General features: G+C 63.5%; 14 protein-coding genes. 4 read left to right on the top strand and 10 right to left on the bottom strand.

What is annotated here, in order from left to right:
• Positions 1–50: 50 nt before the first annotated feature.
• Together Q0936_RS08660 and Q0936_RS08655 are read right to left on the bottom strand one after the other, a co-directional pair.
• Positions 51–794 (bottom strand): methyltransferase, encoded by a 744-nt coding sequence (locus Q0936_RS08660; RefSeq protein WP_299295207.1) that lies wholly within the window; start codon positions 792–794, stop codon positions 51–53.
• The gene (locus Q0936_RS08655; RefSeq protein WP_299295209.1) at positions 772–987 is read right to left on the bottom strand and encodes a DUF2007 domain-containing protein; all 216 of its coding nucleotides are present in this window, start codon (positions 985–987) and stop codon (positions 772–774) included. The genes Q0936_RS08660 and Q0936_RS08655 overlap by 23 nt, the downstream gene beginning before the upstream one ends.
• Before the next feature lie 57 nt (positions 988–1,044).
• Here Q0936_RS08655 and Q0936_RS08650 point away from each other — a divergent pair, with 57 nt between their 5' ends.
• Entirely contained in the window at positions 1,045–2,043 is a 999-nt protein-coding gene (locus Q0936_RS08650) for a polyprenyl synthetase family protein (RefSeq protein ID WP_299141803.1), read from the top strand.
• Here Q0936_RS08650 and Q0936_RS08645 read toward each other — a convergent pair.
• The 4 genes from Q0936_RS08645 to soxR all read right to left on the bottom strand — a co-directional run bounded on the left by Q0936_RS08645 (position 2,019) and on the right by soxR (position 7,052).
• Positions 2,019–2,936, bottom strand: a complete 918-nt coding sequence (locus tag Q0936_RS08645; protein ID WP_299295211.1) for a 4-(cytidine 5'-diphospho)-2-C-methyl-D-erythritol kinase — start codon at positions 2,934–2,936, stop codon at positions 2,019–2,021. The genes Q0936_RS08650 and Q0936_RS08645 overlap by 25 nt on opposite strands.
• Positions 2,923–4,635, bottom strand: coding sequence for a tetratricopeptide repeat protein (locus tag Q0936_RS08640; RefSeq protein ID WP_299295213.1), 1,713 nt, complete (start codon positions 4,633–4,635; stop codon positions 2,923–2,925). The genes Q0936_RS08645 and Q0936_RS08640 overlap by 14 nt, the downstream gene beginning before the upstream one ends.
• A 166-nt stretch (positions 4,636–4,801) precedes the next feature.
• Complete coding sequence (locus Q0936_RS08635; protein WP_299295215.1) at positions 4,802–6,451, bottom strand: electron transfer flavoprotein-ubiquinone oxidoreductase; 1,650 nt, start codon at positions 6,449–6,451, stop codon at positions 4,802–4,804.
• Positions 6,452–6,584: 133 nt separating this feature from the next.
• Positions 6,585–7,052, bottom strand: a complete 468-nt coding sequence (gene soxR / locus Q0936_RS08630) for a redox-sensitive transcriptional activator SoxR (protein WP_299295217.1) — start codon at positions 7,050–7,052, stop codon at positions 6,585–6,587.
• A 73-nt stretch (positions 7,053–7,125) separates the two neighbouring features.
• Here soxR and Q0936_RS08625 point away from each other — a divergent pair, with 73 nt between their 5' ends.
• From Q0936_RS08625 to Q0936_RS08615, 3 genes are all read left to right on the top strand, one after another.
• The gene (locus tag Q0936_RS08625; RefSeq protein WP_299295219.1) at positions 7,126–7,509 is read left to right on the top strand and encodes a VOC family protein; all 384 of its coding nucleotides are present in this window, start codon (positions 7,126–7,128) and stop codon (positions 7,507–7,509) included.
• A 164-nt stretch (positions 7,510–7,673) separates the two neighbouring features.
• Positions 7,674–8,144, top strand: a complete 471-nt coding sequence (gene greA, locus Q0936_RS08620) for a transcription elongation factor GreA (RefSeq protein ID WP_299141822.1) — start codon at positions 7,674–7,676, stop codon at positions 8,142–8,144.
• A 4-nt stretch (positions 8,145–8,148) separates the two neighbouring features.
• Positions 8,149–9,168: a hypothetical protein gene (locus Q0936_RS08615; protein WP_299295221.1), complete on the top strand. Its 1,020-nt coding sequence runs from the start codon at positions 8,149–8,151 to the stop codon at positions 9,166–9,168.
• Between the two features lie 32 nt (positions 9,169–9,200).
• Here the strand turns inward: Q0936_RS08615 and glp are convergent, their stop codons facing one another.
• The 4 genes from glp to Q0936_RS08595 are packed head-to-tail and all read right to left on the bottom strand — an operon-like array spanning position 9,201 to position 13,298.
• On the bottom strand, positions 9,201–11,318 hold the full coding sequence (gene glp, locus Q0936_RS08610) for a gephyrin-like molybdotransferase Glp (protein ID WP_299295223.1): 2,118 nt from the start codon (positions 11,316–11,318) through the stop codon (positions 9,201–9,203).
• A gap of 2 nt (positions 11,319–11,320) precedes the next feature.
• Entirely contained in the window at positions 11,321–11,812 is a 492-nt protein-coding gene (mobB, locus tag Q0936_RS08605; protein WP_299141830.1) for a molybdopterin-guanine dinucleotide biosynthesis protein B, read from the bottom strand.
• Entirely contained in the window at positions 11,809–12,411 is a 603-nt protein-coding gene (gene mobA, locus Q0936_RS08600; RefSeq protein ID WP_299295225.1) for a molybdenum cofactor guanylyltransferase MobA, read from the bottom strand. The genes mobB and mobA overlap by 4 nt, the downstream gene beginning before the upstream one ends.
• On the bottom strand, positions 12,408–13,298 hold the full coding sequence (locus tag Q0936_RS08595; protein WP_299295227.1) for a formate dehydrogenase accessory sulfurtransferase FdhD: 891 nt from the start codon (positions 13,296–13,298) through the stop codon (positions 12,408–12,410). The genes mobA and Q0936_RS08595 overlap by 4 nt, the downstream gene beginning before the upstream one ends.
• Positions 13,299–13,321 lie beyond the last annotated feature (23 nt).

Below are 13,321 nucleotides of genomic sequence, written 5' to 3'. Positions count from 1 at the left end.
CCGCACGCGCAGCATGTGGACAACTCAATCAGTGCAACCTTAACGAAAGATTAAAGCGCCAGAGCAGCACCGTCGCGCAAAACTGCTTGAATTTCAGGGGTATAGCTGTCGCCATCCCGTTCATGCTGCGCCCCTTCGTGTAAAATGATCGGAGAATGGAGGCGAAATTCCGCCCGCCCATCCTTGCGCGCCCGAAAAATCACCAGCTCTGCCGGTTTTCCGACCCGTGGGGAAATCGGCCAGATTTCCGGCGATCCAAGGCGACCCTGCGCCCCGATCAGCATGTCCGGCACCCGCTCGGCCCGGTGGATCATGTGCAGGAAACCCTTGTGACGCAACCGCCGCGCGGCGACATCAATCCACTGTGCCAGCGGTGTGTCGTGGCCCCGTCCGCCCTCGCGGCCCTGATCGGTGGCGCTGTGTCCCGCCGTACGGTCAAAATAGGGCGGGTTGGCAACCACATGATCAAAACTGCGCGCCCGCAGGTCTGCAGGCAGGGCGGTGATGTCCGCCGTTTGCGTGGGCAAGCCATTGCGCGCGGCCAGCGCCGCGTAATCGCTCTGGCGCTCCACCCCCATCAACGCCAGCCCAGGCACCCGCTCGCCCAGACACAGCGCAATCGCGCCAACACCACACCCCAGATCCAGAACCGACTGCCCCGCCTTGGCCGGAATACTCGCCGCCAGCAACACCGGATCGACGCCCGCGCGATAGCCCGCGCGCGGCTGCCACAGATGCAGCCGTCCGCCCAGAAAGGCGTCGTGGGTCAGATCACTGTCCGAGGTCGATCTCATTGTCCTGCATCACCCGCAGAGCTGCGTCATATTCGTCGGCCCGCACCATCAGCCGCCGGGGGAAAATTCCGATGCCACCTTCGAGGATGCTCATATTTACGTCCATCTGAAAGCAGGCTATATCCTCGCCCTCGAGAAGGGCCGTGGCAAAGGCGATGATCGTCGGGTCGGTGCTGCGCAAAAGTTCCTTCATATCATGGATGTAGGGGCATCCCGTCGCAAATGTCGAGGGGGTGCATTGGGGCAAGGTATGGACGCATCTGACATCGCAAAACCGCATGACCGTCTGGCGGCATGGCTGGCGGATGATCTGGAGGCTGTAAATCAGCTGATTCAGGACCGTATGGCGTCCAAACACGCGCCCCGCATCCCCGAGGTCACGCGCCATCTGGTCGAGGCGGGCGGCAAGCGTTTGCGCCCCATGCTGACGCTCGCAACGGCGCACATGTGCGGCAACACCAGCCCCTATCACGTGCATCTCGCCGCGACGGTCGAGTTCATTCATACCGCCACCCTGCTGCATGACGACGTGGTGGACGAAAGCGCCCAGCGCCGGGGTCGCCCCACGGCGAACCTCTTGTGGGACAACAAATCATCGGTGCTGGTGGGGGACTATCTATTTTCCCGCAGTTTCCAGCTGATGACAGAGACAGACAACATGCGCGTCCTGCGCATCCTGTCCGATGCCTCCGCCACCATTGCAGAGGGCGAAGTGCTGCAAATGACCGCCGCTCAGGATCTGGCCACCGACGAGGCGGTCTATCTGCAAGTGGTGCGCGGTAAGACCGCCGCCCTGTTTTCCGCCGCCACCGAGGTTGGTGGCGTGATCGCGGGCGCGGATGATGCAACAGTGCAGGCGCTTTTTGATTATGGCGACGCGCTTGGCGTGTCGTTCCAGATCGTCGATGACCTCTTGGACTACCAAGGCATGTCCGCGGCCACAGGCAAGAACGTGGGCGACGATTTCCGCGAACGCAAACTGACCCTGCCGGTGATCAAGGCGGTGGCACAGGCCGATGCCGAGGAACGCGCGTTCTGGTCACGCACCATCGAAAAGGGCAAACAGGACGACGGCGACCTCGATCACGCGCTGGCGCTTTTGCACAGACACGGCGCGCTTGATGCGACCAAGGATGACGCAATCGCCTGGGCCAGCAAAGCCAAACAGGCGCTGACCACCCTGCCCGATCACGACCTGAAGACGATGCTCGTGGATCTGGCCGACTACGTTGTTGAACGGATCAACTGAGGCACAGCGCGCCTGCCACCGTTCAAACGCCCTGCCTGCACCCACCAACCGGGGTGCGCCGCGCGGATCGCCTCTGCGGCATCCGTGGCCATGTGCATCCGGTCAAACAGGCCAAAGCACGTTGCCCCCGACCCTGACATCCGGGCCAGTTGGCACGGCCCGCTGTGTTCCAGCGCCGCCAAAACATCACCAATCTGCGGGCAGTCCTGAATGGCCGCGGCCTGCAAATCGTTGCGCTGCGTCCGCATCCATGCCAGCGCCGCATCCCGGTCATCAAAGGGTGCGGGCCATGGCTCCAGCGCCGGATTATCTTTTGCCTCCAACCGTTTAAACACGGCGGGCGTGGACACCTGTACGCGCGGATTGACCAGCACAACCGGATAGGCATGCAGGTCCGGCACGGGCGTGATCTGTTCCCCGATGCCCTGCACACGGGCCGGGTCGCTGAGCACACACATCGGCACATCGGCCCCGATCTCCAGCAGATCCTGCGCATCCTGCGGGGTCGGATCACGTGGCACATCCCGCCCCTCAACCGCCGCACGCAGCCTCAGCAAGCCGCGATAGGTCGCCGCCGCGTCCGCCGACCCACCGCCGATGCCCGACGCCATCGGCAGGTGTTTCTCCAACTGCATCGAGAGCGGCCTGTCTGGCGTCCAGAACTTCGTGGCCGCATGCCACATGATGTTGCTGTCGCTTTCCAGCTCCGGCGCAGCCTCCGGCCCGGTGACCTCAAAGGCCTTGTCGCGCCAGTCCGCATGCAGGGTCACACGGTCCCCGATATCCGCAAAGGCCACCAGACTGTCGAGCAGGTGATAGCCATCCGCCCGTTGCCCGGTCACATGCAATGTCAGATTGATCTTGGCCGGGGCAAAGACCTCAACCGTCGTCATTTACCACCTGCAACGGTGCCGCGCCTTCTTCTTCCAGCACCTTGTCCAAACCCACCTCGAGCTTGTGGCGCATCCGGTCGGGATCGGCCTCTGCATCCGCGTCTTCGGGATCGACAAAGGACAGCGCGCGCATCCACTGGAACTGTGCCTCGCGCACGCGTCCCACGGCCCAATACACATCGCCCAAATGGTCGTTCACCACAGGATCCACCGGCATCAGTTCCACCGCCCGCTCCATGTGGCCCACCGCTTCTTCGTAGCGGCCCAACCGGTAAAGAACCCAGCCCAGACTGTCGACGATATAGCCCGACTCGGGGCTGGCCGCGACGGCCTCTTCGATCATGCCCAACGCCTCGTCCAGCTTGATCTGCTTTTCCACCAGCGAGTAACCAAGGTAATTCAGCACCTGCGGCTGGCCGGGGTTCAACTCCAGTGCACGGCGGAAATCAGCCTCCGCACGGGTCCAGTCCTTGCTCCGCTCCAGCGAGATCGCGCGCGCATAATGCAGGAACCACGCACCGCGCTCGCCTTCTTCGGTCAGGTCGATGGCGATGTCATAGGCAGCGACCGCTTCTTCGAAACGGTCTTGCTGGCGCAGAACGTCACCAAGGGTGGAATGCACAATCGGCAGATCGCCGAACCGCTTGGCCAGTTGCTCCAGCACTTCGATCGCCGCATCAGGCTTGCCCGATTGGCGCAAGGCGGCGGCGCGCCCCAGTTCAGCGGCGTGAAAGGCCGGGTGATCGTCCGGCACCTGTTTGTAGGCCGCGTTGGCGAGGGCAAACTGCTCCATCTCTTCGAGCAGGTCGGCATTGAGCAACAGCGCGTCCACGTGATCGGGCCGCAGATGGCGCGCCACGCGGCCATAGATCAGTGTGTAATCCGGCCCCGCCTCCTGACGCAGTGCGCCCGCGAGGGAATAGAACACCTCGGCCGCACCATCGCGGGGCGAGGTGATGTGGGTGAATGTCAGGCGTTCGTCCGCCTCCAGCGCCAGTACCATCGCGCTCAGTTCCGGGTCGGTGGAGTTGCCAAAGGCCGCGCGCAGCGAGGCGATGGCGTCGTCATTGCGGCCCAGTTGCGACAGCACCTCGGCGCGCGCCATCGCACCCCGACGCGTTTGTTGCAACGGCCCCGCCTCGTCGGAAAACAGCGCCTCCGCCGCCTCGAAATCGCCCAGACCCGCCAGCGCCATCGCCTTGTGATACATGGCAAAACCGCGCACACCGCGTTCGCCTGCAATCTCGTCAAACCCGGCCAGACCGCCATCAACGTCTCCGGCACCGATCCGCGCCCAGGCCACCAAGAGCCCATCGACCAACGGCCCAATGCCCAGCGTTTCCACGTCCCGCGCAAGAAAGCTGTCATAATCCTCACGCGCCAGCAGGTCCGCAATCACCGCCATATGCGCCGATTGGCTGCGCAACCCGCGCGTCTCGATCTGTTTGGCAATCGGCACTGCCCGGTCAATGCGGCCCATCCCCAGATGCGAGGTCACGGACGCCTCCATGAGACCTGGACTGTCCGGGGTGCGTGCCAGGGCCTGCGTGTAATACCGCGCCGCCGCCTCAAAGTCGCTGTTGCGCGCGGCCTGACGTCCGGCAAGGTAGGGACCCGCAATGGATTGCGCCAGACCGGACTGCGCGGTCAGAGTGACAAGGGCCGCCAATGCGGCGCTGCTGAGAAGCGATCGGATCACGGGTACAACACTGCCTTTATTTGTGGTTTCCCGCACACGCTAACACGTCTGACGCAGGGTGCAACGCGGCCTCGCGAAATGGTCATCATATCTGCAAACGGGCGCGCAAAACGACAAAACGCCGGGCACGATGGCCCGGCGTTCCGTGTTGCAGTGTGCCCGTGGGTCACATGTTCGGATAATTCGGCCCATCCCCGCCCTGCGGCGTGGTCCAGGTGATGTTCTGGCTGGGATCCTTGATGTCACAGGTCTTGCAGTGCACGCAGTTCTGAAAGTTGATGACAAAGCGCGTGTCCTTGCCCTCTTCCTCGACAAACTCATACACGCCCGCTGGACAATACCGCGCCGAAGGGCCCGCGTATTTGGCCAGGTTCACACCCACCGGCACCGTGTCATCCGTCAGACGTAGGTGCGCAGGCTGGCTTTCTTCGTGGTTGGTAAAGCTAAAGGCGACGTTGGTCAGCCGATCAAAGGACAGCTTGCCATCCGGCTTCGGATAATCGATCGCCGTGTGCTTGCTGGCCGCATCGGTGGCATCCGCATCGTTCTTGCCATGCCCCAACGTGCCGAACAGTGAAAAGCCCATCGTGTTGGTCCACATGTCCAGACCGCCACCAACCAGCGACGCAACCAGACCGTATTTCGACCACAACGGCTTGACGTTGCGCACCTTTTTCAGGTCTGCACCAATCGCGCCCGTGCGCACCTCGGCCTCATAGGCCGTCAGCTCGTCACCCGACCGCTCCGCCTTGATCGCATCGAATGCGGCCTCGGCTGCGGCCTTGCCCGACAGCATCGCGTTGTGGTTGCCCTTGATCCGCGGCACGTTGACCATACCCACCGAACAACCCAAGAGCGCCACACCCGGTGCCACCATCTTGGGCATCGACTGGTATCCGCCTTCGGAAATGGCACGCGCGCCATAGGCCACGCGCTTGCCGCCCTCGAGCAGGTCCGCAACCATCGGGTGATGCTTGAACCGCTGGAATTCCATGTAGGGGAACAGATGCGGGTTCTTGTAGTTCAGGTGAACAACAAAGCCCACGTAAACCTGATTGTTCTCAAGGTGATAGATGAACGACCCACCGCCCGCATTGGACCCCAGAGGCCAGCCCATCGTGTGCGTGACAGACCCTTCGCGGTGCTTGGCCGGGTCGATCTCCCAGATCTCTTTCATGCCAAGGCCGTATTTCTGCGGCTCCTTGCCCGCCGACAGGTTGTACTTGCCGATCACTTCCTTCGACAGCGACCCACGCACACCCTCGGACAGGAACACGTACTTGCCGTGCAACTCCATGCCCGGCTCGGTGCCCTCACCAATGGACCCGTCCGCCTCAAGGCCAAAGACCCCCGCCACAACGCCCTTCACCTCGCCATTGTCACCGTAGACCAGCTCGGAACAGGCCATGCCGGGGAAAATCTCGACGCCCATCTCTTCGGCTTGCTCGGCCATCCAGCGGCACACATTGCCCATCGACACGATGTAGTTGCCGTGGTTGTTCATCAGCGGCGGCATCGGGAAATTGGGAATACGGATCTGACCCGCCTCGCCCAGCATGTAAAAGCTATCGTCCTTGACCGGCACGTTCAACGGCGCGCCTTTTTCCTGCCAATCCGGGATCAACGCATCCAACCCCGACGGATCCAGAACAGCCCCCGACAGGATATGCGCGCCGACCTCGGACCCCTTTTCCAGAACGACCACGTTCAGATCCGCATCCAACTGCTTGAGGCGAATGGCTGCCGACAGGCCCGCAGGCCCCGCACCAACAATCACCACATCATATTCCATCGCTTCGCGTTCGATCTCTGCCATATCCGGCGGCTCCCTTTTCGCTCCTGCGCACACGCGCAAATTTTCCCGTCGCTAGCTTACAGCTGCCCGTTGCGCAACTTCGTGCCTTGCTGTCGTGAAAAAATCCAGAAAAAATTCACGAAACGACGACACGTTATACGGATTCCTGCCCCGCCGGCGCATCCCCCAGCAAATAACGCGGCCCCTTGCCATATCCATGGGCCTGATCCGCCGGGTTATACAGCGCACATGCCTCAAGGCTCAGACACCCGCAGCCGATACAGCCGTCCAACGTATCGCGCAGCTTTTCCAACCGCGCGATGCGGTCGTTCAACCCATCCCGAAACGTCCCACTGATGCGCGCCCAATCCGCCTTTGTCGGCGCACGGTGCCGGGGCAACCGGTCCAACTCGACCCTGATCTGGGCCAGGGTAAAACCGAACTGCTGCGCCACCATGATGAAACTCAATCGCCGGATGTCCGCGCGCTGGAACCGGCGACGCCCGCCTGCATTACGCCACGGGGCCACCAGACCTTCGTCTTCGTAATACCGTATCGCAGACACCGCGAGGCCCGTCCGCGCCGCAATATCGCCAATGCTCAAACCTTCTGAAACACCCATCCAAAAAAGTCCTTGACCTCAAGTTGACTTGAGGTCGGACACTACCCCCAGACCACAGCAAAAGGAAAGCGCAATGACCGCACACCTCGAACACACCAACTACACTGTCACCGACCCTGATGCGACCGCGCGCTGGATGTGCGACCTCTTTGGCTGGCATGTCCGCTGGACAGGTGGCTCGCGCGATGTGGGCTACTCGGTCCATGTGGGCACCGACACCCACTACCTTGCACTTTACGTGCCCAAGGACGGTGGCCTCGCCGCGCGCGAGGACAATTACACCACCACCGGCGGGCTCAACCACATCGCGGTGGTTGTGGACGACATCGCCGCCATGCGCGACCGGGTTGTCGCCACAGGGTTCGAACCGGGCGAACACTACGATTACGAACCCGGCCAACGGTTCTACTTTCATGACCATGACGGCATCGAATACGAAGTGGTGCAATACGACTGACCCCTTCCTTTCGCATCAAATACCTCGGGGGAGGCCGCAGGCCGGGGGCAGCGCCCCCATGCAAATCCACTTGCATTCCCCCGCCCCATTGGGTCAGGTATCGTCCATCGCATGTACCGGCGGCTCCCATTGCGGGGCCGCCGCTCGCAATTAGGACGACGCAGATGGAAAAGATCCCAATGACCCGCGCCGGTGCGACCGCACTGGAAACGGAATTGAAACATCTCAAGACCGAAGAACGGCCCGCCATCATCAAGGCGATTGCCGAAGCACGCGAACATGGCGACCTGTCCGAAAACGCCGAATACCATTCGGCCAAGGAAAAACAGTCCTTCATCGAGGGCCGGATCAAGGAACTCGAAGGCGTGATTTCGCTGGCCGACGTGATCGATCCCTCCAAGATGTCCGGCGCCATCAAATTCGGCGCAACCGTCACGCTGGTGGACGAGGACACGGACGAAGAAAAGACCTACCAGATCGTTGGCGAATACGAGGCCAACATCGAAAAGGGACTTCTGAACATTAAATCGCCTATCGCACGGGCGTTGATCGGCAAAGAAGAGGGCGACAGCGTCGAGGTGCGGACACCCGGCGGTGAAAAGTCCTATGAAGTGCTGAAAATCGTCTATAGCTGAGGCCATGGCCGACAAATCCGCATCACAGTCACGCCCGACACCGCTCGGGATCTATGACAAGCCCAGACAGGGCGGCGTCACCGGGATCGAGGTGGCGGCGCTTGTGATGTCGGCCATCTGGCTTGTGGGCGCTGCCGCCTACTTCATGCTGTCGGGCGAGGACACGGCCACCACCGGCGAAGGCTTGCGTTTTCTGATCACGATGCTGGCGGTGTTCATGCCTGTGGCGATGATTTGGGTGGCGGCGACCGCCGCGCGCTCGTCCCGCGTCATGCGCGAAGAAAGCCAACGTCTCCAAGCCGCCATTGACGCCATCCGGCAGGCCTATATCGCGCAAAACCAGGGTCGCAACATCTCGGACGAACCATCGGTTGCGCGCAAGCTCGATGAAATCGCCGCCGCCACACGCAACACCGAAACGGCACTTGCCACGTTCCAGACCAGCCGCCGCGACGACCCGGCTCCGGCCCGTGCGTCGGCTGCGCTCACAGCCGAAGAAACCGGTGATCAACCGACCCTCGCCCTCGGCACCACCGCCGAAGAGATCGCGCCGCCGCTTGAGACGGAATATTTCATCCGCGCGCTGAACTTTCCCGAGACCGCCGAAGACGAAGAAGGCTTTGCCGCCCTCCGCAAGGCCATGCGGGACCGCGAGACTGCGCAGCTGATCCAGGCCGCGCAAGACATCCTGACCCTGCTCAGCCAGGACGGCATTTATATGGATGACCTGCGTCCCGACCGGGCGCGTCCCGAAATCTGGCGCCAGTTCGCCGAAGGCGCGCGCGGGCGTCCGGTCGCAGCACTTGGCGGCGTGCGGGACCGGTCGTCACTGGCCTTGACGGCGGGCCGGATGAAACAGGACCCGATCTTTCGCGATGCCGCGCACCATTTCCTGCGCCGCTTTGACAAGACGATTTCAGCCTTTGCCCAAACCGCAACCGATGCCGAAGTGTCCGCGCTGAGCGACACACGCACCGCACGGGCGTTCATGTTGCTGGGACGTGTGGCCGGCACGTTCGACTAGAACCACCGCGCCCACCAGACCACCAAGTCACATCAGATCCCGAACCCGCCCCATGGGATGAAACGCACCGGATCGCCGGGCGCGATCTCTGCGGCGGCGTCGGGCAATTCGACCAGCCCCTCGGCCCAGCTGAGACCACTGATCCGCCCGGACCCTTCGGAGGCAAAGACCTCGGCACGCCCGTCGCGCATCCGTGCGCGCAGGTATTCGCGGCGCCCCGCCTTCTTGGACTTGGTGAACCCCGCGGGGACATCAAAGCCCTGCGGTGCGCGCCACGCGGCCCCTGCCATCTGCGCCAGCGCCGGGCCTGCAAACACCAGGGTGCACACCATCGCCGCCACAGGATTGCCCGGCAGGCCAAAGACCGGAACGCCCTGCCACATCCCCAGAGCCAAGGGGCGACCGGGTTTGATCGCGATACGCCAGAGCGCCATTGCGCCCGCTTCGGTCAACAGGGCCGACACGTGGTCATGATCCCCCGCCGATGCGCCACCGCTGGTCAGGATCACATCCGCCTGCGCACCCGCCGCCGCGTCGAGCCGCGCACGCAAAGCCGCGCGGTCGTCCGGCACACATCCCAGATCAACGGGAACATGCCCCATCTGGGCAATCAGCCCCATCAGCATCGGGCGATTTGCATCGTGGATCTGTCCGGGCCGCGCCACAGCCCCCGCAGGTACCAGTTCGTCACCGGTGGACAAAACCCCCACCCGCAACTGCGCATGAACCGCCACCTCGGCCACGCCCACCGCCGACAACAGTGCAAGGTCGGCAGCGGTCAAACGTCGCCCGCGAGACAGCACCACAGCGCCCTCTTGAACGTCCTCGCCCGCCTTGCGGGTGTTGGCCCCCTGCCGGATGGGACCGACAAAGCGGATAGCGCCATCCGCGACGCTCACGTCCTCTTGCAGGATCACGGTGTCGACGCCGGGTGGCAGGGCCGCACCAGTCAGGATGCGGATGGCTGTCCCCGCGGGGACAGCGGTGTCCGGCACCGCGCCTGCCGCCATATCTGCGGCCACAAGCGATATCTGGTGGGGTCCCGGACCCCTGCCGTTCATAAATCCGTAACCATCCACCGCCGTGTTTGCGAGGGGTGGATGCGCGCGGCGGGCCACCACATCGCGCGCCAGTACGCGGCCCAGAGCATCCGCAACAGCCACGTCTGCCTGCCCGACAACCGGGCCCAGACGCGCGCGCAAATCGGCCAGCGCGGTGTCCACAGGCGTCCAATCCACACCCGGCGGCAAGGCAAAACAGTCATTGCGCAACGGCACCGGTGCATCGCCAAGAGCGGCCCTCAGGACGTCCTCGTGACCAAGCCCGAGGATCCAGCCCTCTGTCCGGTCACCTTCGCGCAGCATCGCGTCGAGCGCGTCCGGTGCCACCCCAGCAAAAGCATCCGCCAACACGCGCACTTGCGCGCGGTCCTTGATCTCGTCCGGGCCTTGCCGCGCGGCCACATCCGGGGCCAGCATCGAGGGATAGATTTCGGCCAGGACAATCGGCGTGTCCGGCACCTCGAACGGGCTGACCGACAGCGTAGCGCCGTATCGCGCGCGCAGCCCCTGCAACCGCGCAATCCCCAACAGCGCCTGCGACCCGACAGACCCGGTAGTGAAGAGTTTCCAACAGGGTTGAGCGGAGGCGATGCGCGTCTCGACCTGCCGCCGTTCCGGCAGACCGTGACCGTGGCGCGCAGTACCTTTGGTTGGCAGGTCGTCGTCTGCCAGACCTTCGGGACAGCCCCAGAACGGGCCAACGCCGGGAAACTGACGGTTGAACATGCGCGCCACGTCAAAGCGGTTGTTGGCGTTGTTGTCCGCGTCTTCAATCCGGTCCGCGAGCGTTTCCCAAAGGACAAGCGGGTCATCCGACCCCGCGACAACCCGGCCAAATCCGGCGGGATAGCCAAAGGGAAAATCAAACCCGGCCAGCACCCTTTGACCGGCATCAAGTGCGGCGTCGAAGTGTCGGCACAGGGTCTGGACCGCATCGGCGCGGGTGCGGTGGTAGGTGCAGGTTGTGGTGCCGTTTTCGGCCACGGCGATCCAGATGGCATCGGCCGACGGTGTCACCCGCGACGGGGTTTTTGAGGCGGACCAGTCGACGATGATGACCTTGTCAAATCCCGGCATTGGTTCGGCCATGATCACAGCCCCACCTGGTGCAGGATGAAATCGGCAATGGAGCGCGTGTCGTTCAGGTCGAACACGGGCCGGTCGAGCGACAGGGGGGTGTCACTGGCCACGGCCTGAATGGTGGGATCATCCGGCGCGATCAGCGGATTGCCGGTGGCGGCGCGGTGGGCCTCAATCTTGGGGTGGGTGTCACGTTTGTACCCTTCGATCAGGACCAGATCGACGGGCGAGAGTTTCGTCAACAGGTCGGTCAGCGTCGGTTCAGGGGCATCGCGCAGCTCGTGCATCAGAGCAAAGCGGTTGCGCGAGGCCAGCAACACTTCGGTGGCGCCCGCAACGCGGTGGCGGTGGCTGTCCTTGCCCGGATGGTCCACATCGAAGGTGTGGTGCGCGTGTTTGACCGTGGACACCGACAGGCCGCGCCCGGTGATCTCGGTCACGAGCCGTTCCATCAGGCCGGTTTTGCCTGCGTTTTTCCAACCGACGACGCCGTAGATGTTCATAGCATTGCCTCGGCGCGGGTCAGGTCGTCGGGTGTGTTGATGTTGAAGAATGCGGCCTCGTCCGGAAAGGACGCGGTGCGGGCGCCGTGCGTGTCAGTCCATTGGACAACTTTGCGTACGCCCTGGTCCAGTGCCGCGCGCAGGTCATCACGCAGCGCCACGGGCCAGAGGCCGAAGGTCGGGTGCCGGGCCATGCCGCGTTTCGGATCGGGTGTAGCGGCCAGCGCAAGCGGGTGTGTCATCCCCTCGGTTGCCAACTGCAGGCGCGGAACGAGGTCGCAGGGAAAGAACGGCGTGTCAGCGGCGACCGTCACGATGGTGTCCGCCCCCTGTTCAGCGGCCCAGTCGAGCCCCGCCAGCACACCTGCCAGCGGACCCGCAAAGCCCGATACGCTGTCGGCAATCACCGGCAGGTTCAGGTGGCGCAGGCGGGTCGGGTCGCCATTGGCATTGAGCGCCATGTCCGACACCTGTGGCGACAGCCGGTCCATCACATGATCCATCAGGGTTTGCCCGCCCAGCGTGCGCAGCCCCTTGTCACCGCCGCCCATGCGGGTTGCCTGCCCTCCGGCGAGGATGATGCCGACGGGCGGGATCATGTGCGCGCCCCTTTGCGCCCGCTCTTGCGGCCCTCGTCCGGGACGGTTGATGGGTCGATGTCACGGATCAGGCGGGTTTCACCGCTGAGGCAAACGAAACGCTGGCCGCGCATCCGCCCGATCAGCGTCAGACCCACCTGTTGTGCAATCTCGACCCCCCAGGCGGTAAAGCCCGAGCGGGAGGCAAGCACAGGGATGCCCATCATCGCCGTCTTGATCACCATTTCAGAGGTCAGTCGCCCCGTGGTGTAGAGGATCTTGTCATCCGCGGTTACGTCATTGGCCATCATCCAGCCCGCGATCTTGTCCACCGCGTTGTGACGGCCCACGTCCTCCATATAGACCAGCGGCTGATCGCCCTGGCACAGGACCGTGCCGTGGATGGCCCCCGCCTGCAGGTAGAGCGACGGCGTGCGGTTGATCCGGGCCGCCAGCGCATAAAGCCATGAGGTCCGCACCGGGGTGGGCGGCAGGCGCACATCGTCCAGCCCTTCCATCATGTCACCGAACACGGTGCCGACGGCGCAACCGCTGGTGCGCGTCTTTTTCTTCAGCTTGTCTTCGTGATTGGTGGTGCGGGCCGTGCGCACGACAATGGTGTCCAGTTCTTCGTCATAGTCGACGCCCGTGATCTCATCGTCGGCGGTCAACATGCCCTGATTGCGCAGAAACCCAAGTGCGAGGTAGTCGGGGTAGTCGCCGATGGTCATTGCGGTGACGATTTCCTGCGCGTTGAGAAAGATGGTGAGGGGCCGTTCCTCGACCACGGACAGGTCCACGGGCGCGCCGGTCTGGTCGTGGCCCTGCACAGGCCGCGTCAGCCGTGTGGCCGCGGGATCGGGGGCGATCAGGTAACCGTCCAAATCAGTGTCTTGAGCCAATTGCATCCCCGATGTGTGATGGTTACGTG

This window comes from uncultured Tateyamaria sp., assembly GCF_947488715.1.
In the GTDB taxonomy this organism is placed as follows: domain Bacteria; phylum Pseudomonadota; class Alphaproteobacteria; order Rhodobacterales; family Rhodobacteraceae; genus Tateyamaria.
The sequence above is the reverse complement of the archived record's forward strand: the minus strand, read 5'-3'. Positions and strand labels throughout refer to the sequence as shown.

Bases quoted from the DNA above. Each gene is read 5' to 3' on its own strand.
- Q0936_RS08615 (WP_299295221.1), top strand. From the start codon at position 8,149: ATGGCCGACAAATCCGCATCACAGTCACGCCCGACACCGCTCGGGATC.
- Q0936_RS08660 (WP_299295207.1), bottom strand. From the start codon at position 794: ATGAGATCGACCTCGGACAGTGATCTGACCCACGACGCCTTTCTGGGC.
- Q0936_RS08625 (WP_299295219.1), top strand. From the start codon at position 7,126: ATGACCGCACACCTCGAACACACCAACTACACTGTCACCGACCCTGAT.
- greA (WP_299141822.1), top strand. From the start codon at position 7,674: ATGGAAAAGATCCCAATGACCCGCGCCGGTGCGACCGCACTGGAAACG.
- soxR (WP_299295217.1), bottom strand. From the start codon at position 7,052: ATGGGTGTTTCAGAAGGTTTGAGCATTGGCGATATTGCGGCGCGGACG.
- Q0936_RS08650 (WP_299141803.1), top strand. From the start codon at position 1,045: ATGGACGCATCTGACATCGCAAAACCGCATGACCGTCTGGCGGCATGG.
- Q0936_RS08655 (WP_299295209.1), bottom strand. From the start codon at position 987: ATGAAGGAACTTTTGCGCAGCACCGACCCGACGATCATCGCCTTTGCC.
- Q0936_RS08645 (WP_299295211.1), bottom strand. From the start codon at position 2,936: ATGACGACGGTTGAGGTCTTTGCCCCGGCCAAGATCAATCTGACATTG.
- Q0936_RS08595 (WP_299295227.1), bottom strand. From the start codon at position 13,298: ATGCAATTGGCTCAAGACACTGATTTGGACGGTTACCTGATCGCCCCC.
- mobB (WP_299141830.1), bottom strand. From the start codon at position 11,812: ATGAACATCTACGGCGTCGTCGGTTGGAAAAACGCAGGCAAAACCGGC.
- glp (WP_299295223.1), bottom strand. From the start codon at position 11,318: ATGGCCGAACCAATGCCGGGATTTGACAAGGTCATCATCGTCGACTGG.
- Q0936_RS08635 (WP_299295215.1), bottom strand. From the start codon at position 6,451: ATGGCAGAGATCGAACGCGAAGCGATGGAATATGATGTGGTGATTGTT.
- mobA (WP_299295225.1), bottom strand. From the start codon at position 12,411: ATGATCCCGCCCGTCGGCATCATCCTCGCCGGAGGGCAGGCAACCCGC.